The organism is Pseudoalteromonas sp. SG44-8 (assembly GCF_014164125.1).
Classification (GTDB): Bacteria; Pseudomonadota; Gammaproteobacteria; order Enterobacterales; family Alteromonadaceae; genus Pseudoalteromonas; species Pseudoalteromonas rhizosphaerae.
In genome coordinates this window covers 129,750-154,592 of sequence record NZ_JACJEQ010000003.1, presented here as the reverse complement: position 1 = coordinate 154,592, position 24,843 = coordinate 129,750, and the positions used below count along the sequence as shown (strand labels likewise).

The following is a 24,843-nucleotide window of genomic DNA, read 5'->3' as shown; positions in this document are numbered from 1 at the left end:
AATTAACCACAAAGGAAGCAATATGGATATCAAAGTACCTGAACTACAAGGAATGATGGGTAAGGCTACGATTTCGGCAATTTACGTTAATGAGGGGGATGCCGTAGCACGAGACCAAACTTTATTTGATGTTGATTTTGATAAAGTGGTGTTGGAAGTGGTTGCTGCCTCTGCCGGGGTTGTTCATAGCTTTAGTGCCAAGCAAGGCGATTTAGCTATATCAGAGCAAGTGGTGATGCAACTGAGAGAAAAAGTTGCTGGTGAGCAAACAACATCAGAACAATGACTCTTACAGATGAACTCGTCGAGCAGGATTAGCTGCTCGGCGTGTTTATTGATGTTTAATAACTAAAGTGCATTATAAGGCGGGTTTAATTGGCGCTTTTGAAACGCTAGAATCGCAGTATTTTTGATTATACCGTCTTCAATATTAATCGCACGACGGATAGTTTCATCTTTTTGCCATTGTGCCTTGCCTGCTAATACTGTAGGTAAGTATACAATCATGGCGGCTGAGATTGAACGTGTTGCGCTTTCCCATAAATAACTAGGTGTATGATCAACCGCGTAATAATCAACGGTTTCATAGCGAAACATCGGATTTGCAAATGTGGTGGGTTTAGCAAAAAAGAACCCCATACCTTCGTCACAGCTTACATCTATAATTAAACTGTTTGCTTTTAGGCAGTCCGCTTCAGATTCAATAACAAAATTAACTGGGTTTGCAGTTTCTTGAAAAGTGCCATTTACGATAATATCGGCTTCGCTAATGAGCTCCGTTAGTGGCCGTTGCGTCCCATCGTGTTCAACCACCATCATCCGTGCTTCATCGTGTTGGCCTTGGCGAACTTTAACGTAATGGCAGTCCAGGATCTCTTCGCGTACTTCGTGATCGGGGCGCTGGATGCAAATCGTAATATCTCTAAAACCATGGGCTTTGAGTGCATAAATTGCACCGCGACTAACAGCACCAAAACTAAAGATGATGGTTTTACGCTGATCACCATAATGTCCGTCAATGCCTTTAAGCTGCAGTGCATGTAATACCGCACAGTAGCCGGCCATTTCGTTATTTTTATAAAAAGTATGACGGCCAACATTGCCTTGTGGCGACCATACAAACATATCTTCAAACGCAATGAGAGTGAGTTTTCTATCAAGTGCAGCTTGGGTTATTTCGCGTTGCTGTACGCAATGTACGTAGCCCCAAAGGGTTCCACCTTCACGTAGCTCTTGTAAATCAGCAAGCACCGGTTTGGCGATGATCACGGTGCCTATTTGGGTTAAAATATCACTGCGACTTGCAACACCAGCGGTTAATGCGGCTATTTGCGCATCGCTCACATTAAAAGCTTCGCCGTAGCCTTGTTCAAAGATCAGTTGTTTTCTAAGTTGTTCTGGAATGCGCTTAAGGTGGTCTGGGTGGATAGGGTAACGTCGTTCATCTGTCTTGCGTGACGTACCAATTACGCCAATAGTTAATTCACTCATGCTATCGCCTTGTTTAAAGTATGCTGAGTTCATAAACGAATGATGCTACTTCGCCAACAAACTGTGGGCTGTTTTACAGGCAAGCGAAACACTTGACTGTAAACAATGGTCTCAGTAAAGGGTTTTGTTATTTACTAAATTAGTATTTTTAATATAAAGCGGTTTTAAATCAGGTGGTTAACTTGCATAGAATGACAAGTTGAAAGTAAATATGACATAGCCGCGATTGGCTTCTGCGTATTAGCATTTGAGTATAACAGTAAAACAGTGGCGCATGCGGTTAACACAGCAATAAGAAAATTAAACAAGTACAATGACTGTGGTGTATTTTGTGATGAAAGGACTCGATACAGCGAGTCCCACTTTTTTAGCAGCTTACTTTTCTGCAGAATATGGGTCTTCAGCCATTAGGTAGGCTCTCAAATCTGCTTTTTGCGGTTGTGCATTAAGCCATGTTCTGAGTTCTTTCACTTTTGTATAAGTGTCTGCGCCGAATTTATCAGCATATATGTCACTAAAGTTTTGCTTGGTACTTTGCTCTCTAATTTGGTTTTGCCATTGCTGTGTTACTACTGCATTCAAAGTACCAGCTAAGCCTTCTTCTTTTAGTAATTCCCACTCACCAGCATCTAACCAGATCCCACCTACTGGTGCGCTGTAATCAATACGATGGTCAGTTGATGAAGAAATACGAAACTTACGCATAATGACCCCCGATACTGGGCAAATTAATGCTTTTTTAGTGTCTGTAGCGTCGGCTTCGAATGAGATATTGTCAGCAAATGCAAAGTTTGGGTTACGCTCTTTCCAAGCTGCAAAGTCTTCGATTAGTATCCAGTGGCCATTACAGTGCGTGCATGTGTGCGAACGAAATTGACCTTCAATAAAACTAGGTTTAAGTAAACCTTTACCACAATTAGTACAATTCATAGTATCCCTTAATTTATTTTACTTACCCTGAAAAACCACCGTTAGGATAATTATTGCTATTTATTATTAATAATAACAATGATGTTACCGTATTTTTAGAATCAATAACAAAGCTTTGTTCTGTTTAACTGCAAATTTTAGCTAGCGCGTTGACTCTTCGTTTTTACTGCGTTTACAGCGCTGCGAGCAGTAAATTACGTTATCCCAGTCGCGCTGCCATTTTTTACGCCAAGCAAAATCACGTTTGCAAGTGGGGCAGGTTTTTTGCGGTAAAGTTAGTTTTTTATGAGCCATTGTGATGGTTTTTCTTTGTACTTTTTGATCTAGGGGCGATGCTTACATGCTTTTTTAAAATCGCAGGAATAGCGCGCTTAACCTCAATACGTTCGCGATATTGCCAAAGCCGTTCTCTCGCTTCTTTAGACGCTTTGGTTAAATCAATCATCGGTGCAGGGTAATCGTCACCTAGTTTAAAGTCGTTAAATAATGCTTCCATGGGTGTTTGCTCCCAAGGTTCATGCAAGTATTCTACAGGCAGCTTTTCAAGCTCTGGGCACCATTTTTTTATAAACGCTCCGGTTGGGTCTTGATCCTCAGATTGTTTAATCGGGTTGTAATGTCTAATAGTATTAATGCCCGTAACCGATGCTTGCATTTGTATTTGCGGGTAGTGGATCCCCGGTTCAAAGTCTAAAAAATAGTTAGCCAACGGCAGGCTTGCATGTTGCCAGCTGATGTTTAAATGATGCGTAACAAAACTAACTAACATAGCGCGCATTCTAAAATTAATATAACCGGTGGCTTTTAAACAGCGCATACAGGCATCAATAATAGGAATACCGGTTTGCCCCTGTGCCCAGCGTTCAATATCGCTAGTAACTTGTGCGTCATCACGATATGGAAATGCATGGTACCCCGGATTTAATGCTTTTAATTCCATGCTGCATTCGCTTTCAAACTTTTGCATAAAATGGCAATGCCAGTGCAGGCGAGATACAAATGCAGCAAGCGGGCGCTTCCAACCTTTTTTATCAGCATGAGTGCTATGATATGCGTCAATCGCCATTTGATACACTTGCCTCAGGCTGATATTTCCCCACGCTAAATAGGGCGATAGCCTAGAGCAATGAGTACGGCTTAAACTAGGGCTAGATATTCCTTTTTGATAACCCTTACCGCGTTCAGCAAAAAAACTTTGCATTACTTCACGGGCAAGTCGTGGGCCCCCATGCTGAAAATATTCATTATCTTGCGTATAGGCACTAGGCAGCTTGGGTGTTTTATAGTCAGTAAGGGGGAGTGGCTTTATTTGCTTCCAGTTAGGTATAGCAATAGGTGCTTGCATGGTTTGTTGCCAGCGTTCGTTCCAATTGTGGCGATTTTTTTTGCCACGTATCACAGCCCCGGTTGGCGACTCTAACCAGTTAATATGATGGTGTTGGCACCATGCTTTAATGGTTTTATCACGTTCAAAAGTGTTGTTTAGCCCTATTTCTTGATGGCTAAAAATGTTTGTGATTGCAAACTGCGAGTGAAGCGATTCAAGCAGGGTTTGCATGTCTTCATTAAATATATACACGCGGCTATTAAAGCGAGCTAGTTGGGTATTTAAATCAACAATTGATTGATAGACAAAGCGCCAATGCCGCTCGTTGTAATGCCCATCGTCAAGCAGTAAAGGTTCAAAGTTATAAATTAATAGTGTGGGCAGGCCATTACTAAACGCATTTTTTAAAGGCTGATGATCGCTTAGGCGTAAGTCACGTTTAAACCAGACTATGTTTATTTTTTCTTTCATACTGGTGATATCAAAACCGTATCGTTTATAAATAATTAGGCATAAATAGTTTTATACGTATTAAATGTAAAAGTAGTTTAAAAGCGATTTTGTTAGACGACTAAAACTAAAAATATGAGTTTTAGTCGTTAGTATAGAGGTTACAAATAGGCTGCTTGATTGTAAGTGCTCAGGCAGACAGGTCTTGCTGCGTTGGTAAAGCGTCGAATGCACCAAACTTTGCGACAGTTGAGGCGCCACACTTAGTTGCAAAGTCGATTGCTTTTAATACGTTTTCAAAATTATTGACCCAATCAGTAAATTCGTTTTTATCACTTACTAGCGAAGCTACTTGGTATAAAAAACCGCCTACAAAAGCATCACCGGCAGCTGTGGTATCTACGACATTCGCTGGTGGACAAGGATATGTACCACTAAATGAGCATGAGGAAAATGTAATTGGCTCGCCACCATCAGTCATTAAAACCAATGACACGCCATTGTCTACCCAGCTTTTTATTGCGGTTTCAATATGCTCAATGCCATACAGGGCTATCAGCTCATCTTTACTTGCTTTAATAACATCAACCGTTTTAGCTATATCATTAATAATGGATGGGGCTGTAAGTGGTTCATCCCAAAAGGCAGGTCGAAAATTAATATCAAAGCATGTAACCGAGTCTGCTTCTTTAAAGTGTTTTAGTGCATTTAACGTAGTATTTAATACGTTAGCCTTAGCTAAAGAGCCTGAGCAAAAACTCACTATTTTAGGGGCTGCAAATAAAGAGGGGGTTAAATCGGAAATCTGCAAATCATAATGCGCGGCGTCTTTATCGTAAAAATCAAATGTACGTTCACCGCTTTCATCTAATGAGACAAAGGCTAGTGCAGTTTTACCTTTTTTAGAAAAGCTAACATGTGATGTTTTAACATTATGTGTATCGAGTGCCTTTATTAAAAAACGACCAAACGGATCATCGCCTACCTTACCAAGCAATGAGCTCAAACCGCCTAACTTTGCTACGGCGACAGCTACATTTGCGGGGGCACCTCCTGCAAATTGAGTGAATCCTAGCTCGCTGCTTAATACTGTTTTATCTATACAATCATTTGAGAGTAAATCAATTAAGGCTTCACCAATTGCAACTACTTCCATTACGTTATTCCTATAAAAATTGTCAGGGTATCGTCTCGTTTTAAACGATACCTTTGGTTAAATCTAAGCCTTGACCACCAAGACAGTTATTGATTTTGGTGTCAAAAAATACGTCGCTTTATGTATCTTCTCGAATCAAGCCAGCTAACTTAGCTGGGTTAATGGCATTGATAGATTCACTCTTTTTTGACCAGATGTGCCCGTTACGATTATGTGCCCAAATCCTAAACCATTTTTTGCTTTTTGTTGCGTGTGATTACAAACTTGCTGTTTTATCAGCCCGCCTCACCAGTTTGGGCAAATTTGTAAATAGAATGTAGAGAACTAAAAGAAATAAATCAACTATTATTACTTATTTTTTTGTACAAGTTTATGGAGTTATTTAATTGAATTTATTTGCGGGTAATCCAGAATATCAAAGCGCCGGCGAATAGCGCCGGCTGCTTGATAAATTTATTGGAAGCTAGTTGTGGGAAAGGCTGACGTTATCTTGAGAAAAATTTATAATTAACGGTAGGTTAGCGCAACCTATTGATTGAGCTTTAGCACCAATAGAGCCGCTTTGTACGGCACAGCGATATATGCCACGATGATCGGCTTGGCTTAATTTTAACTTTGTTGCTAATACTATTTTTTCTCTTACATTGATAGGGATTGCACCATCAATCACAATGGCTTCAAAATCAAAAATAGCCAGTGAGCACAGTGCTGCATAGGCAAGGCCATCTGCAACTTGATCTATCCATTTATCTAAAACAGGGCCTAAATCTCCCCAATATTCTTTTGAACTCCACACTATGTCGGTATTGTAACCATCATCTTTAAGCATTTTTTCAAGTATATACAGCGAAGACTGCATGATCAGCTGTTGCGATGTTAGTTGGCCTTCACTATTGAGTACAGGCCTTGGTAATGAGCCAATAGCTCCCGCATTACCTTTTTTACCAGTAAATAAGGTTTCATTTATAACGACTCCACCACCAATAAAAGTGCCAATAAAAATGTATAAAAAATCAGTAAAGCGAGCTGGGTTGCCAAAGCTCAGCTCTGCTGAGCATGCTGCGGTATCATCATTACATACATAGACAGGAAGAGAGATGATCTGATTGATTCTTTGTTTAAAATCGAAAGACTTCCACTCATTCATTACTTTCTTTGGTGCGCCAGCTTCTTCAGTCCAATTCCAAATTTCAAAAGGAGTTGCAACACCAATACCTAGAATACGCTCGGCTAACTCGTCACTTAAGCTCATTTTAAGTACGCTGATACCTTTTTCAAGAAAAGTGAGCAGACTATTTACAGTAGGGTAGGCACAGTACTCATTTAAGGTTGCGCGTATATTTCCGACCAAGTCAATTAAGGTTAAATCATAACTTCGGCGACCAACTTTTAAGCCGATGCCAAAAGCACCATCAGGATTTAAGGCAAACGGAATAGTGGGTTGGCCAACACGGCCACGCTGTGGCTCTTTTCTTATTAATAACGACTCGGCTTCTAAGCTATTGATAATAACTGTAACGGCTTGTGCAGAAAGACCCGTTTTTTGTGCTATCTCGGCTTTTGGCGCACTCCCTTGTTGACGAATTAAAGACATAATTCGACGTTCATTGTGAGCACGCAAGCCAGATTGGCTTCGGCCTTCTTGTGAGACGAGTCGAGGGTTTTTAGCTTTGATAATGATTCCTGTCTAATCTGTTATTGTCTTGAATAACTTAACTAATTGTACACTGAGCGGACATACTTGGCGACAGCATTGGTTTTATTACTGTGCTGATCATTTAATATTAAATTAACGACAGAGTACAATTAAGTATTGTTAAATGTAATAAATAACTATAGTTGATTTATTGACGAGGTGATATTTACCTGTTTAAATGCTTTACTCAAAGTTAACAACTGAGACATGGCAATGACCACACACACACATACAAAAACACCTCTTGTCTCTAAGGAGATGGTGGTTCCCTTTATTTTGCTTGTACTTTGCTTTGCAGCATGGGGTGCTGCAGCAAATATGACTGATCCGTTAGTTAAAGTATTTAGTAAAATATTTACTATGTCTTCAGTGCAATCGGCACTTGTACAGTTTAGCTACTATGGCGCCTACTTTTGCTTAGCCATTCCTGCCGCTTATATAAATAAACGCTTTTCTTACAAAACGGGAGTATTGACAGGCTTAGGCATGGCTGCGATAGGGGCATTTATGTTTTATCCCGCAAGCCAAGCAATGACTTACGGCTTTTTTTTAGCCGCTTTATTTGTGTTAGCTGGTGGTCTATCTATTTTAGAAACTTCAGCAAACCCCTATGTGATGGGAATGGGAAATCAGCAAAGTGCAACCCGTAGATTAAATTTAGCGCAATCTTTCAATCCTGTTGGTACTAATATCGGTGTGTTTTTAGCCGCAACCCTTATTTTACCTAGCCTAAATATAGCTTCCTCAGATGAGCGTGCAGCTATGAGCGCTGAGCAACTAACTCAGGTAATAAAAGCAGAACTAGATGCGGTTATGGTGCCTTATGTGGGTATGGCTTGCGTACTTGTGCTTATTTGGCTGGCAATTGCATTTACTAAAACACCTAACTTTTGCAAGCAAAAAAAGGTATCTAAGCATGTCGATTTTCGTGCAACCTTTAAACGATTATTTAAAAATACACATTATCGCTTTGGCGTTATTGCGCAGTTTTTTAATGTTGCAGCGCAAACCTGTGTATGGACCTTTACCATTCAATACGTTATGGAAGCACTTGATACAAACGAAGTGACCGGTGGAACGTTTTTGCAATACAGTATGATCACTTTTCTGTTCTCTCGGTTTGTGATGACATGGCTTATGGGATTTATTAGACCAGCAAAACTATTAATGGCAACCTCTGTAATTGCGACGCTACTATGTTTATATATGGTGCAAATGCCAACTATAAGTGGGGTTTGGGCTTTAGTTTGTATATCGGCTTGTTTATCGTTAATGTTTCCCACTATTTACGCAATTTCATTACATGGTTTAGGCGATGATGCAAAGCTAGGTGCTGCCGGATTAGTAATGGCTATTTTAGGTGGAGCGATAGTACCCGTGGTACAGGCTGTATTTATTGATACCTTCAGTGTCGCTTTTTCTTATATTGTGCCAGCAGGCTGTTTTATTATTGTGGCTGGTTATGCAGCATTTGATTTAAAAACAAAAATTAGAACATTTAATAATGTGGCACCTTGCTAAAATGTACAAAACCGAGTCTAAAAGGCTCGGTTTTGTATGCTACAACTTTTATTCTCACCACCGCTATTCTTTAAGTATTATTAACTGCTTAACGGCCAATCTGCGGCATCTAACGAGTCTATGGCGTGTACCTCATCACCTTGCCAGTGATTAATAAATTGATTATTAGCATCGTAGGTTTGGGTTTGCTTTACTAAATTGAAATGCCTACCCGAGCGAGGATCCGCGCCAACACCTGCAAGGTATTGCCAATTTCCCCAATTAGATGCCACGTCGTAATCAATCAGTTGTTGTTCAAAATAAGCAGCGCCAAAGCGCCAATCTAGCTTGAGCTCGTTTACCAAGCAGCTTGCAACTAATTGCCGGCCACGATTTGACATATAGCCGGTTTTATTCAGCTGTTTCATACATGCATTGACAATGGGATACGGTGTTGTGCCTGTGCACCATTGCTTAAATCGCTGTGGGTAAAAACTGGTTAGTGGCTTACGCTTTGTAATTCCGGCAAAAGAAAATAACTTATTGCCATAACGCAGGCTGTATAGTTGAAAGTATTCACGCCACAGTAATTCAAAATAAATCCAGTAAGTTGAGTCGTTTGCGCCATGAATGTGCTCATAATTACGCAAAGCGTTGACTATTTGCCGAGCACTAATGCAGCCATTAGCAAGCCAAGGAGAAAACTTGGTTGAGTTTTCAATACCAGCTAAAGCGTTGCGAGTTTCTTTGTAGGTAGATGGATTAGCACTTGAAAAGTAATCAGCTAGATGATCAGTCGCACTTTGTTCACCACCTGCGAATAACGTTCGTTCTTTACTGACATTAGGCAATGTAGTTGGCCAAGGCATTGGAGCAATTAAAGGTCTGGCTATGTACACTGGAGGATCTAAAAGTGTATTTATAGTGGGCGTTGTTTGCTCAATTAGCTTTCTGAATTGGCTAAATGTTGCTGGCAGTTCATTAATAGTAAAAGGAAGTTGCTGGTTGTCATATAAGGTAAATGTATTAGCTTGTTTAATAACAAGATCACCATGATTTTTCGCTACATTGAGTAGCGTTTGCTGCTCATCGTAACCAATTTGTTCACTGCAATATAGAGTACGCACGTTGTGATGGTGATAATAATGTTCAATCACCTCATGAGCAGCTTGATGGTAGATCACTAAATGTTGCCCATAGTCTTTCAGAGTATTGTTTAACTGTTGTAAAGATTGCGCTAAAAACTGCCAGCGATGTTGTCCCATTGATTGGCAATCATGGTGATTGCTTTTAAACCATTGAGGGTCAACACAATATATAAAGCTAAGTGCTGTATCTTGCTTTGCAGCAAGAGAGATTAGTGCGTTATCGCTTAGTCGTAAATCGTTAGTAAACCAGTACAAAGAGTGTGTCATAGTAATAAAGCGTTTTTTTCATTTACTTTGTCTTTAATACGTAACAAAGTGAAAAGGCGTTTAGTTTAATGAGTTTAAATTTAATGAGGTGATGATGTATTTTGATTTAACTGATCCTGACGAGCAAAAAGGGGCATACAGTAAATTGGTTGGTGGGATCACGCCAAGGCCTATCGCATGGATAAGCACGTTAAGTAGTGATGGCGTGGTGAATATTGCGCCGTATTCATTTTTTACCGTGGCAAGTGTAAACCCGCCAGTGTTGAGTGTGACTCAGGTAAATCCAGCTGAGAATCAAAACAAGGATACCTTAAACAATTTACTGGCCACAAAAGAGTGCGTTATCAATGTGGTCAGTCATAATCTGGTGGAGCAAATGAATCAAAGTTGCGGTAATTTTTCTTCGCAAACTAGTGAATTTACGGCTGTGGGGATCGCATCATGTGCAAGTCAATCAGTAACTCCATTGGGGGTGGCAGCAGCTAAGGTTCGTTATGAATGTAGCTTACGTGACGTGGTCACTATTTCTGAACAAGCAGGTGGCGGGCAAATGATGTTATTAAATGTAGTTGGTATTTATATTGATGAAAGTGTACTTGTTAACGGCTATATTGACCCAAGAGCTTTAAATACCGTTGGTAAAATGGGCGGAGATTACTTTACGACAACGCATGATTTATTTAGCTTGGCTAGGCCAGAGATTTAGCTGAAATTTTACGTTATTTTATGTTTATACCTTTTACGTATAGTAAAAACCGTGCAGTAAAAAGCCAAGTAATAATTACTTGGCTTATATACGGTTAATTTTTTAGCTTAGTTGAGTGCCATAGTGAGAGATATCTCAGCATTCATTAATTTTGAGATAGGGCAGCCTTGTTTGGTTTGCTCGCACAGTTTTTTAAATTCTGATTCAGCAATACCGGCAATTTTTGCCTCTACACTTAAGGCTATATGACTAACCTCAAAGCCATCATCCACTTCATCTAAACTAACCACTGCACTGGTGGTGATATCATCAGCAACGTAATTTGCTTCAGTTAACGCAAGTGATAGCGCCATACTAAAGCAAGCACTGTGCGCCGCAGCTATTAGTTCTTCTGGGTTAGTGCCCGCTTTATCTTCAAAGCGCGTATTAAAACCATAGGGCTGATTATCTAAAGCGCCGCTTTCGGTGCTAATTTGACCTTTACCAGATTTAATATCGCCAGACCAATGTGATTGTGCAGATTTCTTAATCGTCATACTCATCTCCTTTGTAATAATTTCGCTAACTTTGAAAAGATTTCACCTTTGCATAGCGAAATGGGCGGTTTATAGAGAGTGTTGCAACATAAGCACCAAGTTTACAAAAGTATTGAATGTTGAGTTACACGGATCCACTGACGATAAGAATGTGTAATAAATGAAATCAGCATGGCTAACTAAAAAGCGGTCCTTACTGACCGCTTGTTTATCAAAAAATTAAAGTGCCGATACGTAATCTGAAATTTCTTTACTAGCGGCGTTTTTGCTGTCATCACCATCTGGCATATTTAGGCCTTCAGCATAAATAAAGTCCACATCGTTGATACCTAAAAATGCAAAAAAGTCTTTTAGATACTTAGTTTGCGTATCCATATCAGTACCTAAGTACATACCGCCACGAGCAGCAAGAATAACTACTTTAGTGTTTTCAACTAACCCAACTGGGCCTGTTTCAGTGTATTTAAACGTAATGCCAGCGCGAGCAACACGATCGATCCACGCTTTTAATGTAGATGGAATACCAAAGTTATACATAGGGACGCCCATCACGATGAGCTTATTATTTTGCAGCTCAGTGACCAACTCATCAGAAATAGCAGCCAGTTTGTTTTGCTCATCGCTGCGTTGTGAAGGCTCTGTCATCCATGCGCCCATTTCAGCTTGAGTTAGGTGTGGTAATGAGTTTTCGGCAACATCACGACGAGTCACTGTAATGTCAGTTTTTTGTGTAAGCTCAGCAATGAACTGCTCACTAAGTTGATGTGAATTACCGTTTTCACCGTTGAGTGATGAGTTGATTAATAATACGTTCTTCATAGCCGTTCCTTTAATTGTAAATTACTAATAAGAGCATATCCTTTTATATTACAAATTAACAATGCAATTTAATGGCTTAACCATTCGATTTAAGAGAATGTTTTAGTTTGCTGCTGAGTGGTTTTTGGTTATCAAATTGCGCTGTTGTTTTGCTACGACTGAAATGATGGCGATTACACTCTGCGATATTTGTTTGTCGTCGCCTTTTACTATTCTCTAAGTTAGCATCGAGATGGCCCATTAAGCTTGCTACGTATATAAAGGTTAAAAAAATGTAATTGTAACTTTATTAATTATTTAAATAAGATTAAGCTCAAGGCACTAATACAATAAGCAATAACAACAATAAAAAGGAAGTTTAGTGATTGATATAATTAAACATACACCGCTGTGGGTGTTCGCGTTATTTGCCGGCCTGATTGTGCTTGGTGTCAAACAAACCCGAGCAAGAGAGGTCACGTTACGCAGTGTTTGTGTGTTACCTGTCGCAATGGCTGGCCTGTCAGTTTTTGGGGTGTACTCCGCATTTTCTGGTGTAATTGCATTAGCAGTTTGGTTTGTGTGTTTAGTACTTGGTTGGGGAGTCGCTCGTCAATTCGGTTTGCCAAAGGGAGTGCGCTACATAAGTGAGCAGCATGTGTTTCATATACCTGGTAGCAAAGTACCATTTATACTAATAATGGCCATTTTCTTTACTAAATATTGTGTTGGAGTGATGTTGGCAATACAACTAGCAGTTACGCAAAGTACAGAATTTATGGTTATTGTCAGCGCGATTTACGGTATTTTAAGTGGCATATTCTTAGCTCGCGGCTTACAGATCCTGCAGGCGCGAAATAACCAAATAGATTTACAGCCAGCATAAGTAACAGCGCGGTTAGTCATACTAATCGCGCTGTTAGGTTTTCGTTAAAAGTCGCTTTTACTGTGGCGCTCGGCTAGTTGCTCATCTTCTGGGCCCCAAGTCCGGTTAACTCTGCGACCACGCTTTACTGCAGGGCGGCGTTCAATCTGTTTTGCCCAGCGCATCACGTGGGTATATGATTCAACATCTAAAAACTCGGCGGCGTCGTATAAATATCCCAATACCAGCGAGCCATACCATGGCCAAATAGCAATATCTGCGATTGAATAGTCACTACCAGCCATGTAATCATGATCACTTAAATGGCGGTTTAATACATCTAGCTGGCGTTTAACTTCCATCGTAAATCGGTCAATAGGATATTGCATTTTGTGTGGTGCATAGGCATAGAAATGACCAAAACCACCGCCTAAATAAGGTGCTGATCCCATTTGCCAAAATAACCAGTTACGGCATTCGGTTTTACTGGTGTGGTCGCTTGGCACTAGCGCATCAAACTTCTCTGCTAAGTATTGTAAAATAGCACCTGATTCAAACACCCGCGTTATAGGGGTCGTACTGTGATCCATCAGCGCTGGAATTTTTGAATTAGGGTTAACACCCACAAAGCCTGAGCCAAATTGATCGCCATCGCCGATTTTAATTAAAAACGCATCATATTCGGCTTCAGTGATACCAAGCTCTAATAGTTCTTCAAGCATGATGGTGACTTTTTGGCCATTAGGGGTTGCCAGTGAGTAAAGCTGAAGAGGGTGCTCACCAACGGGTAAATCTTGCTGGTGCGTAGCGCCTGCAATTGGTCGATTTATTTTTGCCCAGTCACCGCCACTTTCCGCGTCCCACAGCCATACTTTAGGCGGGGTATAGTTTTCGCTGTTACTCATCAAAACTCCTTAAACGTTGGTTACTTTAATTAAGGTTACGAACAACCCATCCTAGTTGATCATTTAGAGCAAGGGAAGCAAAGATAACTTTCATTGGTAATATGAAGATCATTTAGATGAGGTCATGGATGGCCTTATCCACGAGGGTATAAAGCGCTAACCGAAATAGAGAAAGCGCAAATTTATTTAATCCGAGATAATGACGGTTAATATTTTATCTTTAACCTTGCTAACTTTAAAGCTTATAACTTGCGCTTTTCTTATCTTGTTTTGCTAAATAATAGCCAATAAGAATACCAGCGAGTGCGCCAAACAGGTGGCTTTCAAATGACACATGGGGACGCTGTGGCAAAACACCCCAAATTAAACCACTATATAAAAATACCACCGCGACACTAATAGCAATGGCCTTAAATGACCGATGCATAATGCCGTAGCAAATTAAAAAGCCCCACAAGCCATAAAGTACACCGCTCAGGCCAACGTGAATATTTGCGCGACCAAATAGCCAAACCAGTAATCCTCCAACCACAGCAGTAAAGATAAATACAGCCCAAAACCGTTTGACGCTATATTGGCAGACTAGCCAGCCAAGCACTGCAAATGGGATTAAGTTACTAAGCAAATGTGCCCAGCCGCCATGTAAAAAAGGCGCGAAAAAAATACCCGTTAAGCCACTTAGACTGCGAGGGTAAATACCTAATCCATTTAAGTTAACGCCTGGTAAGCTATTAATAATTTGCAGTAAAACACACAATAAAATAATACCAATAAGCGTAAAGCGTTTACTGACTAGAGGAGGAATGCTCAAAGAGCTTTTTGGGTTTGCCATACATCACTTAATTTTAAATATGTTTGACTGAGTATACCTATCCTGATGCTTAATTGAAAAGCCTTGCTGGGTTAAGCAAGGCTTTAGATACAATATTAAAGAATTAGCCTAATTGGGTTAGCAGTTTTTGCGCTGCAAGCTCAGAACTGGCAGGATTTTGACCGGTGATCAATAAGCCATCGACTAATGCGAGCACACCCCAATCATCCGTTTTTTGGTAATCACCGCCTTTTTTGATTAGCTCATCTTCTACCAACAATGGAACAATGTCAGTAAGTTGCACTGCGGCTTCTTCACTATTGCTAAAGCCAGTTACTTTCTTACCTGCAACCAATGCACTGCCATCTGAATTTTTAGCATTTAAAAACACGGCACTTGCGTGGCAAACAGCTGCAACAGGTTTTTCTGTTTTGATAAAGTCTTCAATCAATGAAATTGAGTCTGTATTGTCAACTAAGTCCCATAATGGGCCATGACCGCCTGGGTAAAATACGGCGTCAAAGTCGCTGGCATTTACATCACCAAGCGCTTTTGTATTGGCCATCAATGTTTGTGCTGCACTGTCGTTATCAAAACGTTTTGTAGCATCTGTTGCGGCATCAGGTGCGGCGCTATTTGGATCAATCGGTGGTTGCCCGCCTTTTACTGATGCGAGTGTAACCTCAGCACCGGCATCAATAAATGCATAATAAGGAGCCGCAAATTCTTCGACCCAAAAGCCCGTTTTATGACCGGTATTGCCAAGCTCTGCATGAGAGGTAAGAACCATAAGTATTTTTTTAGCCATAACCATATTCCTTCTGATGATTTAAATTTTTAATTTATCTTACTAACTACTATATGCATTAAGGTCACTTTAAACAACGATGATAAATTCAACTTTATTGGTTTAATAATTGATACAATAAAGTAAGTCAGTATAGGAGATCTTATGAAGGTATCGTTTGAGCAACTCAAAAGTATGGTGGTATTTGCACAAATTGTAGAGCAGGGCAGTTTAACGGCGGCCGCCAAACAATTGGGATTTACTCGTGCAGTGGCAAGTTATCACTTAAAAAAATTAGAAACCCAACTGGAAGTGACGCTGCTTAATCGTTCAACTCGAACTATGGCACTGACCGAAGCGGGGATTGCTTATTATGAGCGCTGCAGAATTATTACTGAGCAAGCTAATGCGGCTAAACAGCAAATAGAAAATATAAAAAGCGAACCACAAGGCTTACTTAAAATTAGCTGCCCGGTGAATGTCGGTATGCAGTTAGTTGTGCCTGCAATCAATGATTTTAAACGTCAGTATCCCAAAATCGATATTGATTTACAGTTAAGTGACGAAGTGATTGATATTATTAAAAATGGCTTTGATTTTGCAATTCGCGGTGTGGCTCTTAGTGACTCCAATTTACAAGCGACTAAACTCACTACGATGAGTACCTGTATTTGTGGCTCGCCAGATTATTTTGCCCATTACGGTAAACCTAAAACTCCAGCGCAATTAAGCGAACATCAATGGGTGGTGTATCAGCTCGGCAGTAAAACATTAACGCTACAAAAAGATGGTAAAAAGCATAACTTAACTATGCAAGGTGGTTTAAGGACTAATAACGCTGCGGCGCGAACTGCTTTTGTTGAAGCAGGCCATGGTATCGGGCGTATTCCACTTTACGATGCATGGCCAAAAGTTCAAGCTGGGCTATTGGAAATTGTACTCGATGACTATAAAAGTAAAGATATAGAACTTTACGGCGTATTTCCACCCGGCGGCGCCGATTCTAAGAAGCTGCGCTTATTTATCGATTATTTAAAAGATTATTTTATAAAAAGGCATACCGCATTGGGTATGCTTAAAAATGTCTAATTTATGGCTTACAAAGTACGGTTAAATAATGCAACGGCTTGCTGGTACATGGTGATTGCTAGTGCGCCGTCGTATCGCTCACCCTCATCACGCATAAAGGCATGTTGGGCGTTAACTTCTTGCCATTGGTAATTAATACCCGTATTAACAGCTTGTTGATAAATTTTATCGCGACCTTGTTGTGGCACATGGGGGTCTTGCTTTCCCCAAATAAAGTGAATCTCACCTTGTATATCAGCCATGCGTTCAAACGAGTTATTACCGGCTTGTGCGGGGAGTGTATCGCTATGAATGTCGGTGGCATATAAGCAAAATGCGGCTTTTATGTGTGTGTTTAATGCGGCTCTATAAGCTAAGTGACCGCCAATACAGACACCCATAGTACCTACAGAGCCGGTGCAATAATCTTGTGTTTGTACAAAGTCGAGCAACGCTTGGGTATCGCTATCGTGGGATTCAAGTGATTTTGCCCACTTATCGTTATTACCTTTATCTTTACCCGCATCATCATAAGCAAGCACTGTCCCGATAGGGTTTAGCTCATGAAACACTTCTGGCACAAGTACTACAAAACCATGGCTTGCTAAAAGTGCAGCGCTGCGAGCAATAGGCGCGGTTTGCTGAAATATTTCAGAATAAAAAATAATCGCGGGAAATTGCCCTGACATTTCGGGGCGGTAAACCGTGGTGCGCATTAAACCTGTTAGGGTAGGCAAGTCTGCATGGTGGTGTTGGATGATCATAAAAGCGCTCAGTTAAATAATATAAAATATATGGTAACTGAGCGCGATAAAATAAACACGCCTTAAAGTTTAAATACTTGCAGGCATTTTATTACAGCTAGCATAGTAACTTACGGTTGCTGGCCAATCGGAAAATATCCCCATGACCCCCACTTCTTGTGCTAAAACATCAACCACAGTTAACATGTCGCCATCGTTATCTATAACATCACTAATAGATTGATAATAATAACCGCCGCCTTCATTTAGAGGGCCAGAGCGTTCAAGGCTCCATGCAATAATATTAAGCCCTGCGGCCTTAGCATCTATAGCGTACTGTGAGGGTACAATATTACTGTCGTTATCTATGGTTAGCAGCATCCAAATAGGGGGCGCTATAATTTTAACGCCATCAGTAGCTAGCTCTGCCATGCTTGGCTGCCATGTTGCTGCGTTATTAGGATCAAACCCTGCATTGCTGTCGCGACCATCCAAATACACACTTTGCGCTGCAAATTCAGGATTAGTGCTAATCCAATATTCTACGTCGGCTAGGTTAAATGATTGCGGATAAACATGGTTTGCGGGTACGTCCATTTGCGTGTATTCATCCAGCATTTTTTGTGCATATTGCGCTTGAGTCATACCATTAAAAGGCATGCTCACTTGAGGCGATTTCAGCTCCGGGGTCATTTTTACACCCAGCTCTTTAAATAGCGCAATACTTTGTTTATGGGTCATGAGTGTACCTGAGGTGGCGTATAAATCAGTGCGCCAACTCGGTGTTCCATTCATATAATCGTTAACATTGGTGGCATTGGTGTTCGCGCCATCCATTTTACCCTCAAGGGTTAAAAATTCCGCCAGGCTAATATCGCTGGTGCAACATTTAGCTGCAGCGGGTGTACCACTGTTAGGATCCGCTGGCGTAAATGGCACGCTGCATTTAGCGGCAAGTTCTGGGATCGCTAAAATATTAGTGGTGGTATGTAAATCGCATTGTGAATGGCGGCATACCAGCTCTTTATCATTTGTAAACGTCACATCGCACTCGACAATGCCAGCGCCCATACGAGCTGCTGCAATGTAAGATTCTTTAGTGTGCTCTGGGTATTGCATAGGTGCACCGCGGTGACCAATTGAAAAATCAGTACGATAAAAAGGGCCGTCTTTGCACGATTCTAATTTTGTTTTTAGTGCGCTGGTGGCCATATCGTCAATTAAGTAGTCGGGGCGAGCACCGAGTTGAATATTCGTACCTTGCGCTACTTCAACAATAACCGGGGTAGGAACTTTAACAATTTCAACCTCAGTGTTGGTAACAACCACTTCTTTTTCGACTATTTCTACATCGTCATCGCAGCCAGCGAGTGTAATTAATAATAAACAACTAGTCAGTAAAGGTATGCGCTTCATTATTTGTCCTTAAAAATCAAAGTGGACGCTACCTTACTAATTATTAGTGACAGTTTAACTACAGAGTAATTAATTTACTCTTTTAGCCATTATTTGGTTTACCACTAAGGCAAATAGCATAACCCCCGCGCCAATACTTAATCTGAGTATGTCCGCGTCTCTATTCCAAATAAGTACATTAACAACAATGCCTGCAGGAATAAGCAAGTTGTTCATCACCGCCAGTGCGCCAACATTGACAAGCGTGGCGCCTTTATTCCACATAAAATAGCCAACACCAGATGCCACAACTCCTAAATAAATCAATATGCCCCATTGTGTTGAGGTGCTTGGTAATTTGTTTGAGTTACCAAATAAGACATAACAGCTACTTGCAACAATCAGTGCACCAATAAAAAACCAGCCAAATACAGTTTTATCATCAAGCTGCTTACCCAGCATTAAACGTTTGTAGGTTACTTGTCCTACAGCAAAACTAATATTAGCGCCTTGTACCAGTAATAATCCGACTAAGAAGTTACTGTCTAAGTTTTCATAGCGAATAGTAATTGCACCCAGCACGGCAATAAAAGCGACTATAAAAAACTGTGGGTTAAAATACTTGTTGCACGCATCGTTTAATAACGTGATGTAAAGCGGGGTCATTACGGTAAATAGCAGTACTTCAGGCACACTTAAGAACAAAAATGAGTGGTAATAAAAGCTATACATAATACCGAGTTGTACTGCGCCTATCAGCATGAGTTTGCAAGCAAGTGGGGGAGGTGTTCGTTTTAAAAACGGTAAAAATAGCAGTGTGGCTAGGGCTACGCGAATTAATACACTAAACCAAGCATCAACTTGACCTGCTAAATATACGCCAATTAAACTAAATGAAAACGCCCATAATAGAGTGACGGCAAATAAGTAGCCCATAGTGCTTACTCCAAACTAAAAGCGCGAGTGTATACTACAACGAGTATTAAAGGGAGTGGCTCAGTGAAGTAACCTGAGCCCGGTGATTAATTTACTGTTGTGAACTAACGAATTGCTTGGCATCTACTTTTAGCTGTTCAAGTGCTGCTTGATTGTAATAACTACTATGAGAAATAACCCCAGTGAGCTTTTGCGTGTTACGTACATCAATTAATGGGTTATCAGTTAAGAAAATGATATCGGCGGTTTTGCCTTCTGTAAGTTCTCCAAACTGCGCCGTTTTACCTAAAAACTGTGGTCCAGCAAGTGTTGCTGATTGCAATGTTTGTAATGGCGTTAAGCCATAATCACTAAAAATAGCCAGCTCTTGATGAAGAGATAAACCTGGGTAAATATACGAATTTAAAAATCCAGCATCGGTCCCAGCAATAATTGATACGCCAGCCTGTTGTGCTAAAGGTAGTAATTGAGCTGTTTTAACAAAGCGTTCTTTACGTTGTTTGATTTGATCTTGGGTATCTTTATTGGCTCTGTCTACACGCCATTGGTAAGTGGCTTTAAGACCTTTACCTAAATAATTTAAAAACTCATCATCTTGATGGTTATCTTCATCAATATAAGCGGTGATTTGACCACCAATTAAAGTAGGTACTACGGCCGTGTTATTTTGAGCTAACACGGCGTATTTATTTAAAGCTGCTTGGTTATCAATATTTGCTGTAATAATTGGCAAAGCACTGCGGTAACTCAGTTCACCTGAAGCCACTTTTGCTGATATTTCAGGTTCATTAATTGCTGCGGCTTTTAACAAGTAGGTCATATGCTCAATGGCATCTAACCCTGCATTTGATACATCTGTAACTGATAGCGAAAACGGAATATGACCAGATATTTGGTAGCCACGCTTTTTCACTTCTTTAACTGCTTTTAAATAAAGTTCAGGTGTTAATGCACTATCGGTGATTTTCACAAAATCCACATTCATAGCATCAAGCGTATCAATAGCAGCATTCATTTCCTCGACAGTTTCAACTTCTAAGTCGCCAGGCCAAATAGAGTCTTTACCTTCGAGCTTGGGCCCTGATGTATAAATGGTCGGGCCAACTAATTGGTTATTATTAATTTGCTCTCGCCAGCTTAAAACTGACTCACTTAAATCAGCAGCAGCATCACGTACTGTAGTAATGCCATACGCTAGGTAAAGTGGTAACAGGGCTTTGTTTTCGGCTATAAGCGCTTCACCGCCGCCAAAATGGACATGCATATCCCAAAGGCCTGGCATTAAAAATTGATCATTAGCATCAATGTAATTATCAGTAATGTAGTTATTTTTTAGTGAGTTGTTAGCGCGCTTTATGATCACACCATCGCGAATAGCAAGGGATTGTTCAACGCTGAGTTGTCCGGTTGTTACGTCGATGATCGTCGCATTAGCGATCACTATATCGGCGTGCTCAGTTGGTTCTGTGGCACATGCAGTCAGTAGTAAGCAAGTTGAAAATAAAAGTATATTTTGCATTGTGTAACTCTAAATTTTTTATTTAGATTAGCATATATATCTTCTGTAAGGTGTTGATTTGAGTTAGAAGGTAACAAAGTTAGGATGAATAATGGCGATAAAAAATGAGAGTCCATTACGGACTCCCATTATAATCATTTTGGTTTACTTAACTAAACCACGGCGCTTAAGTAGGGCTTCGGTAGTTGGCTTTTGACCACGGAACTCAATATAGCTTTGCATTAAGTCGCGGCTGTTACCTTTTGATAAAATCTCTTTGCGGAAGCTATCACCGTTGTCACGAGTTAAGCCGCCTTGCTTTGTCATATGTGCAAAGGCATCAGCTGCAAATACTTCAGTCCAAAGGTATGCATAGTAACCTGCTGAATAGCCACCAGCAAAGGTGTGGCTAAAGTAACAAGACTTATAACGCGGTGGTACTGGGTAGTAAGCAATGCCGTGTTTCTCTAACGCATCATGCTCAAATTTTTGTACATCAGTTATTTTCTTATCAACACCAAATGAATGCCATTCCATATCAAGTAATGCTGCAGCTAAATACTCAGTGGTGCCAAAACCTTGATTGAAGTTTTGTGACTCAAGTACTTTGTCGAGTAATTCTTTAGGAATTGGTTCACCTGTTTTGTAATGCTTCGCGTAGTTAGCAAGTACAGTTGGTTCGATGTTCCAATCTTCGTTCGCTTGTGACGGGAATTCAACAAAGTCACGAGCTGTTGCAGTGCCTGCAAGGCTTGGGTATTTTACGTCTGAGAACAAACCGTGTGCCGCATGACCAAATTCATGGAACATAGTCGTAACTTCAGAGAAGGTCATCAGTGTTGGCTGACCGTCTGCAGGTTTAGGGATGTTTTGTGCGTTATAAATTACAGGTTTTGTGCCCTTTAAGCCACTTTGGCTAACATATGCACTCATCCAAGCACCACCACGTTTACCTTCACGAGCATAAGGGTCCATGTAGAATAAACCAATAGCACTACCATCGGCGTTGAACACTTCAAACGCCATTACATCTTCGTGATAAAGTGGTAAATCTTTACGCTCTTTGAAAGTAATGCCGTACAGTTTTTCCATCGCAAAAAATAAACCGTTATGGATCACTGATTGCATTTCAAAGTATGGCTTAACTAAAGCAGGATCTAGGTCGTACTTAGCTTGGCGCACTTTTTCAGAATAGAATGCCCAGTCCCATGGTTGTACGGCAAACGTTTCGCCTGATGCATCAATTACTTTTTGAATTTCAGCAGCTTCAGCTTTTGCTTTATTTACAGCTTTAGGTGCCAAGTCATCTAATATGCCATAAACGTTTTCAGTGGTTTTAGCCATACGTGTGGTCATTACATATGAAGCCCAATCTTTATAGCCAAGTAGTGCTGCTTTTTGAGCGCGCAAATTGGTTTCTTTGATAATGATAGGGCCATTGGTATTTTGCGCACGAGTCGCTGATGCTTTAAAAATACGTTCACGTAACTTACGGTTTTCTAGGCTGCTGAGAATCGGCTGTTGCGTGGTGTTCACTAACGTGATCATGTAGCCTTCTTTACCTGCTTTTTTAGCGGCAGCGGCAAGGCTTGCTATTTCAGCGTCAGAAAGGCCAGCAAGTTCGCTTTTATCGGTTACTAATACTACGTCCTCTTTAAACGATTTTAATACGTTTTGCGAGAAGGCTGTTGATAACTTAGCAAGCTCAGCGTTGATTTCACGCATTTTGGCTTTTTGTGCTTCATCTAATTTTGCACCAGCGTTAACAAACTTAGTGTAGTAAAACTCAACTAAACGCTGATCTTCGGCATTTAACTTCGCTTTATTGCCATTAATGGTTTCAACACGTGAAAATAATGCTTTGTTAAGATAAATATCATCAGAATGCGCAGATAACACTGGGGCCATTTTTGCTGCAATACGTTGATACTCATCATTAGAGATCAAACCAGATAAGTTATAGAAAGCGGTTGAAACGCGATCAAGCAATTCGCCCGATAGTTCTAATTCAACTAAGGTGTTTTTAAATGTAGCTGGAGCTGGGTTGTTTGCGATAGCCGTGATTTGCGCTTTTTGCTGGGCAATACCTGCATCAAATGCCGGTTCATAATCACTGGTACCAAATTTATCAAATTCTGGTGCCATATATTGTAATGGGCTTGGTTTCATCAATACGTTGTCTACATTGACTGTTTGTACTTGAGTCGTTTGCTCTTTTGTATCAGCATCGTTTTGCGAACTACAAGCAGATAATAATAATGCACTAGCAATTGTAGTTGCTATAAGGGTCTTACGCATGAGAACTCCATAAAATAGGTGAGCCTTGAAAAACAGGCGAGACATAAAACACCCATAACTTAGCAAATTTTCATGTATATACAACTAAGTTTATCGGTTTAAGGTGGGGATTAAGCGCAAAAAACGTGTTTTTAGGTAAAAATAGTGCAAATCGAGAAATAGTAGCCTTAAACAGTAGGACGTATTAAAGCTACTACAGGTTGGTACTTAATTGGGAGTTTTGGTTTATGTTGCATGCGCGAAGTAGCAAAATTAGTTGTAACCTAAAACAAACTTTTTTTCGCTACCAAAACTAGCCGGTTGTTGGTGACCAAACTCTTTATTAATGCAATTAAGAGTATGTTCTTGCTCTGCAAGCACAGACAAAATTTTATTGCGGTATTCAATACTTGATTCAAACAGTTGCAAATCAACTAAAGGTTGTAACGTGGCTAATTTTTGATTTAAGGTCAGTTGTGACATCATTCGTTCCTCGTGCTTTATTTAAGCTTACAGTACTTATATAGCATTACCTGTAAGAAAATGTTAATGATTTGTTCATAAAAAACATATTGAACTTTAACTTCTCCGTAAATGCCATTATGGCGTGCTAAACTTACTTAACCCTGAATAGCTATTTGTTTTATTAATTTTGGAAAAAGTATGACGTTAGAGTCAATCTCTCATTATTTATCGTATGTAATTTTTAGTTATAACAATATCGAAATTACTGTAGCTAAAGTTATTCAAGTGCCTTTGATACTCTTTGCCATGTGGTTTGTGGTTACATGGATTGGTCGATTAATACGAAAAACTCTGCTCGCACGTAAAATGAACCCTGATGCGGTGCATTTATTTACCCGTATTTATTTAGTGTTAAGTATCGCAATTTTAATATTTACCTCCCTTGAAGTGTTAAATATTCCGTTAACAGCATTTGCCTTTGTTTCTGGCGCTATAGCTATTGGTGTAGGATTCGGGGCACAAAATATCATTAATAACTTTATTAGTGGCTGGATTTTAATGTGGGAGCGGCCAATTCGTATTGGAGATTTCTTAGAAGTGGGCAACGCTAAAGGGGTGGTTGAAACGATTAATACCCGCTCCACGCGCATTCGTCGTAACGATGGTGTGCACATGCTTATACCAAACAGTCAACTACTCGAAAACACAGTGACGAATTGGACCTTGATTGACCGCAATGCTCGTTCGTCTGTCAGTGTTGGTGTGGCATATGGATCAGATGTATTGTTAGTTGAAAAACTGATCAAACAAGTGTTGAGCGAACATCCTGCAATACTCCCGACGCCGGCATCTTCAGTGTTATTTGATGATTTTGCTGAAAGCTCTTTAGTGTTCAATGCTATTTTTTGGGTTTGTGCTGAATCAGAAACCATGTTGCGCCAAGTCCGCAGTGATATTCGTTTTAGCGTATATAAAATATTTGCTGAGCATAATGTCGTTATTTCTTTCCCACAACGCGATATACATATTGATGGTGAAATTGCATTAAGGCGGGGACGAGCAACGAAATAAATCCAGCGGTACCGGTA

At 40.3% G+C, this 24,843-nt stretch carries 24 protein-coding genes; 6 read left to right on the top strand and 18 right to left on the bottom strand.

Translation table 11 applies throughout. The annotated features are described in order from the left end of the window. Window positions 1–22: 22 nt before the first annotated feature. A complete protein-coding gene (locus tag H5163_RS04235; protein WP_182731064.1) occupies window positions 23–286 on the top strand; it encodes a biotin/lipoyl-containing protein in 264 nt (87 codons plus the stop codon). Between the two features lie 62 nt (window positions 287–348). Here H5163_RS04235 and H5163_RS04230 read toward each other — a convergent pair whose 3' ends face one another. The 6 genes from H5163_RS04230 to H5163_RS04205 all read right to left on the bottom strand — a co-directional run bounded on the left by H5163_RS04230 (window position 349) and on the right by H5163_RS04205 (window position 6,975). After that, window positions 349–1,491 carry a N(5)-(carboxyethyl)ornithine synthase gene (locus tag H5163_RS04230; RefSeq protein WP_182731065.1) on the bottom strand — a complete coding sequence of 381 codons (1,143 nt, stop codon included), beginning with the start codon at window positions 1,489–1,491 and terminating at the stop codon, window positions 349–351. Window positions 1,492–1,866: 375 nt separating this feature from the next. Beyond that, window positions 1,867–2,421, bottom strand: a complete 555-nt coding sequence (locus H5163_RS04225) for a zf-TFIIB domain-containing protein (protein WP_182731066.1) — start codon at window positions 2,419–2,421, stop codon at window positions 1,867–1,869. 141 nt (window positions 2,422–2,562) lie between these two features. Further along, window positions 2,563–2,715 carry a DUF2256 domain-containing protein gene (locus H5163_RS04220; RefSeq protein ID WP_182731067.1) on the bottom strand — a complete coding sequence of 51 codons (153 nt, stop codon included), beginning with the start codon at window positions 2,713–2,715 and terminating at the stop codon, window positions 2,563–2,565. Continuing rightward, the gene (locus tag H5163_RS04215; protein ID WP_182734447.1) at window positions 2,705–4,219 is read right to left on the bottom strand and encodes a cryptochrome/deoxyribodipyrimidine photo-lyase family protein; all 1,515 of its coding nucleotides are present in this window, start codon (window positions 4,217–4,219) and stop codon (window positions 2,705–2,707) included. The genes H5163_RS04220 and H5163_RS04215 overlap by 11 nt, the downstream gene beginning before the upstream one ends. Window positions 4,220–4,388: 169 nt before the next feature. After that, window positions 4,389–5,354 (bottom strand): carbohydrate kinase, encoded by a 966-nt coding sequence (locus H5163_RS04210; protein ID WP_182734445.1) that lies wholly within the window; start codon window positions 5,352–5,354, stop codon window positions 4,389–4,391. Window positions 5,355–5,817: 463 nt separating this feature from the next. Continuing rightward, entirely contained in the window at window positions 5,818–6,975 is a 1,158-nt protein-coding gene (locus H5163_RS04205) for an ROK family transcriptional regulator (RefSeq protein ID WP_220493207.1), read from the bottom strand. Between the two features lie 288 nt (window positions 6,976–7,263). On the opposite strand from H5163_RS04205, the gene fucP reads away from it, so the two are divergent. Further along, window positions 7,264–8,571 carry an L-fucose:H+ symporter permease gene (gene fucP / locus H5163_RS04200; protein WP_182734443.1) on the top strand — a complete coding sequence of 436 codons (1,308 nt, stop codon included), beginning with the start codon at window positions 7,264–7,266 and terminating at the stop codon, window positions 8,569–8,571. 80 nt (window positions 8,572–8,651) lie between these two features. Here the strand turns inward: fucP and H5163_RS04195 are convergent, their stop codons facing one another. Continuing rightward, complete coding sequence (locus tag H5163_RS04195; protein WP_145237447.1) at window positions 8,652–9,965, bottom strand: DASH family cryptochrome; 1,314 nt, start codon at window positions 9,963–9,965, stop codon at window positions 8,652–8,654. A gap of 94 nt (window positions 9,966–10,059) precedes the next feature. Here H5163_RS04195 and H5163_RS04190 point away from each other — a divergent pair, with 94 nt between their 5' ends. Then, complete coding sequence (locus tag H5163_RS04190) at window positions 10,060–10,671, top strand: flavin reductase family protein (protein WP_182734507.1); 612 nt, start codon at window positions 10,060–10,062, stop codon at window positions 10,669–10,671. Window positions 10,672–10,778: 107 nt separating this feature from the next. Here H5163_RS04190 and H5163_RS04185 read toward each other — a convergent pair whose 3' ends face one another. Both H5163_RS04185 and H5163_RS04180 read right to left on the bottom strand, forming a co-directional pair. Continuing rightward, on the bottom strand, window positions 10,779–11,207 hold the full coding sequence (locus tag H5163_RS04185) for an OsmC family protein (protein ID WP_145237444.1): 429 nt from the start codon (window positions 11,205–11,207) through the stop codon (window positions 10,779–10,781). Between the two features lie 219 nt (window positions 11,208–11,426). Further along, the gene (locus H5163_RS04180; RefSeq protein WP_182734441.1) at window positions 11,427–12,026 is read right to left on the bottom strand and encodes an FMN-dependent NADH-azoreductase; all 600 of its coding nucleotides are present in this window, start codon (window positions 12,024–12,026) and stop codon (window positions 11,427–11,429) included. Between the two features lie 361 nt (window positions 12,027–12,387). On the opposite strand from H5163_RS04180, the gene H5163_RS04175 reads away from it, so the two are divergent. Next, on the top strand, window positions 12,388–12,891 hold the full coding sequence (locus H5163_RS04175) for a DUF6622 family protein (protein ID WP_182731071.1): 504 nt from the start codon (window positions 12,388–12,390) through the stop codon (window positions 12,889–12,891). Window positions 12,892–12,935: 44 nt separating this feature from the next. On the opposite strand, the gene yghU is transcribed toward H5163_RS04175, so the two are convergent. The 3 genes from yghU to H5163_RS04160 form a co-directional block, all read right to left on the bottom strand. Continuing rightward, window positions 12,936–13,775 carry a glutathione-dependent disulfide-bond oxidoreductase gene (yghU, locus tag H5163_RS04170; protein WP_182731072.1) on the bottom strand — a complete coding sequence of 280 codons (840 nt, stop codon included), beginning with the start codon at window positions 13,773–13,775 and terminating at the stop codon, window positions 12,936–12,938. A gap of 235 nt (window positions 13,776–14,010) precedes the next feature. Further along, on the bottom strand, window positions 14,011–14,607 hold the full coding sequence (locus tag H5163_RS04165) for a rhomboid family intramembrane serine protease (RefSeq protein ID WP_145237407.1): 597 nt from the start codon (window positions 14,605–14,607) through the stop codon (window positions 14,011–14,013). 103 nt (window positions 14,608–14,710) lie between these two features. Then, window positions 14,711–15,394 (bottom strand): type 1 glutamine amidotransferase domain-containing protein, encoded by a 684-nt coding sequence (locus tag H5163_RS04160; RefSeq protein WP_149980845.1) that lies wholly within the window; start codon window positions 15,392–15,394, stop codon window positions 14,711–14,713. Window positions 15,395–15,538: 144 nt separating this feature from the next. On the opposite strand from H5163_RS04160, the gene H5163_RS04155 reads away from it, so the two are divergent. After that, entirely contained in the window at window positions 15,539–16,462 is a 924-nt protein-coding gene (locus H5163_RS04155; protein WP_149980844.1) for a LysR family transcriptional regulator, read from the top strand. An 8-nt stretch (window positions 16,463–16,470) separates the two neighbouring features. Here H5163_RS04155 and H5163_RS04150 read toward each other — a convergent pair whose 3' ends face one another. From H5163_RS04150 to H5163_RS04125, 6 genes are all read right to left on the bottom strand, one after another. Next, window positions 16,471–17,205 carry a dienelactone hydrolase family protein gene (locus H5163_RS04150; RefSeq protein WP_182734439.1) on the bottom strand — a complete coding sequence of 245 codons (735 nt, stop codon included), beginning with the start codon at window positions 17,203–17,205 and terminating at the stop codon, window positions 16,471–16,473. A gap of 69 nt (window positions 17,206–17,274) precedes the next feature. Then, the gene (locus tag H5163_RS04145) at window positions 17,275–18,600 is read right to left on the bottom strand and encodes a glycerophosphodiester phosphodiesterase family protein (protein WP_145237395.1); all 1,326 of its coding nucleotides are present in this window, start codon (window positions 18,598–18,600) and stop codon (window positions 17,275–17,277) included. A 69-nt stretch (window positions 18,601–18,669) separates the two neighbouring features. After that, complete coding sequence (locus tag H5163_RS04140; RefSeq protein ID WP_145237392.1) at window positions 18,670–19,515, bottom strand: DMT family transporter; 846 nt, start codon at window positions 19,513–19,515, stop codon at window positions 18,670–18,672. Window positions 19,516–19,606: 91 nt separating this feature from the next. Beyond that, complete coding sequence (locus tag H5163_RS04135; protein ID WP_182734438.1) at window positions 19,607–21,034, bottom strand: amidohydrolase family protein; 1,428 nt, start codon at window positions 21,032–21,034, stop codon at window positions 19,607–19,609. 144 nt (window positions 21,035–21,178) lie between these two features. Further along, the gene (locus tag H5163_RS04130; RefSeq protein ID WP_182734436.1) at window positions 21,179–23,311 is read right to left on the bottom strand and encodes a M3 family metallopeptidase; all 2,133 of its coding nucleotides are present in this window, start codon (window positions 23,309–23,311) and stop codon (window positions 21,179–21,181) included. A gap of 252 nt (window positions 23,312–23,563) precedes the next feature. Further along, window positions 23,564–23,773 carry a hypothetical protein gene (locus H5163_RS04125; protein ID WP_145237750.1) on the bottom strand — a complete coding sequence of 70 codons (210 nt, stop codon included), beginning with the start codon at window positions 23,771–23,773 and terminating at the stop codon, window positions 23,564–23,566. A 180-nt stretch (window positions 23,774–23,953) separates the two neighbouring features. On the opposite strand from H5163_RS04125, the gene H5163_RS04120 reads away from it, so the two are divergent. Next, window positions 23,954–24,826, top strand: coding sequence for a mechanosensitive ion channel family protein (locus H5163_RS04120; protein ID WP_145237382.1), 873 nt, complete (start codon window positions 23,954–23,956; stop codon window positions 24,824–24,826). Window positions 24,827–24,843: the final 17 nt, after the last annotated feature.

What these genes read in the sequence shown, in the direction of transcription:
- H5163_RS04235 (WP_182731064.1), top strand. Translation starts at nt 23, where the DNA reads ATGGATATCAAAGTACCTGAACTACAAGGAATGATGGGTAAGGCTACG.
- H5163_RS04230 (WP_182731065.1), bottom strand. Translation starts at nt 1,491, where the DNA reads ATGAGTGAATTAACTATTGGCGTAATTGGTACGTCACGCAAGACAGAT.
- H5163_RS04225 (WP_182731066.1), bottom strand. Translation starts at nt 2,421, where the DNA reads ATGAATTGTACTAATTGTGGTAAAGGTTTACTTAAACCTAGTTTTATT.
- H5163_RS04220 (WP_182731067.1), bottom strand. Translation starts at nt 2,715, where the DNA reads ATGGCTCATAAAAAACTAACTTTACCGCAAAAAACCTGCCCCACTTGC.
- H5163_RS04215 (WP_182734447.1), bottom strand. Translation starts at nt 4,219, where the DNA reads ATGAAAGAAAAAATAAACATAGTCTGGTTTAAACGTGACTTACGCCTA.
- H5163_RS04210 (WP_182734445.1), bottom strand. Translation starts at nt 5,354, where the DNA reads ATGGAAGTAGTTGCAATTGGTGAAGCCTTAATTGATTTACTCTCAAAT.
- fucP (WP_182734443.1), top strand. Translation starts at nt 7,264, where the DNA reads ATGACCACACACACACATACAAAAACACCTCTTGTCTCTAAGGAGATG.
- H5163_RS04195 (WP_145237447.1), bottom strand. Translation starts at nt 9,965, where the DNA reads ATGACACACTCTTTGTACTGGTTTACTAACGATTTACGACTAAGCGAT.
- H5163_RS04190 (WP_182734507.1), top strand. Translation starts at nt 10,060, where the DNA reads ATGTATTTTGATTTAACTGATCCTGACGAGCAAAAAGGGGCATACAGT.
- H5163_RS04185 (WP_145237444.1), bottom strand. Translation starts at nt 11,207, where the DNA reads ATGACGATTAAGAAATCTGCACAATCACATTGGTCTGGCGATATTAAA.
- H5163_RS04180 (WP_182734441.1), bottom strand. Translation starts at nt 12,026, where the DNA reads ATGAAGAACGTATTATTAATCAACTCATCACTCAACGGTGAAAACGGT.
- yghU (WP_182731072.1), bottom strand. Translation starts at nt 13,775, where the DNA reads ATGAGTAACAGCGAAAACTATACCCCGCCTAAAGTATGGCTGTGGGAC.
- H5163_RS04165 (WP_145237407.1), bottom strand. Translation starts at nt 14,607, where the DNA reads ATGGCAAACCCAAAAAGCTCTTTGAGCATTCCTCCTCTAGTCAGTAAA.
- H5163_RS04160 (WP_149980845.1), bottom strand. Translation starts at nt 15,394, where the DNA reads ATGGCTAAAAAAATACTTATGGTTCTTACCTCTCATGCAGAGCTTGGC.
- H5163_RS04155 (WP_149980844.1), top strand. Translation starts at nt 15,539, where the DNA reads ATGAAGGTATCGTTTGAGCAACTCAAAAGTATGGTGGTATTTGCACAA.
- H5163_RS04150 (WP_182734439.1), bottom strand. Translation starts at nt 17,205, where the DNA reads ATGATCATCCAACACCACCATGCAGACTTGCCTACCCTAACAGGTTTA.
- H5163_RS04145 (WP_145237395.1), bottom strand. Translation starts at nt 18,600, where the DNA reads ATGAAGCGCATACCTTTACTGACTAGTTGTTTATTATTAATTACACTC.
- H5163_RS04140 (WP_145237392.1), bottom strand. Translation starts at nt 19,515, where the DNA reads ATGGGCTACTTATTTGCCGTCACTCTATTATGGGCGTTTTCATTTAGT.
- H5163_RS04135 (WP_182734438.1), bottom strand. Translation starts at nt 21,034, where the DNA reads ATGCAAAATATACTTTTATTTTCAACTTGCTTACTACTGACTGCATGT.
- H5163_RS04130 (WP_182734436.1), bottom strand. Translation starts at nt 23,311, where the DNA reads ATGCGTAAGACCCTTATAGCAACTACAATTGCTAGTGCATTATTATTA.
- H5163_RS04125 (WP_145237750.1), bottom strand. Translation starts at nt 23,773, where the DNA reads ATGTCACAACTGACCTTAAATCAAAAATTAGCCACGTTACAACCTTTA.
- H5163_RS04120 (WP_145237382.1), top strand. Translation starts at nt 23,954, where the DNA reads ATGACGTTAGAGTCAATCTCTCATTATTTATCGTATGTAATTTTTAGT.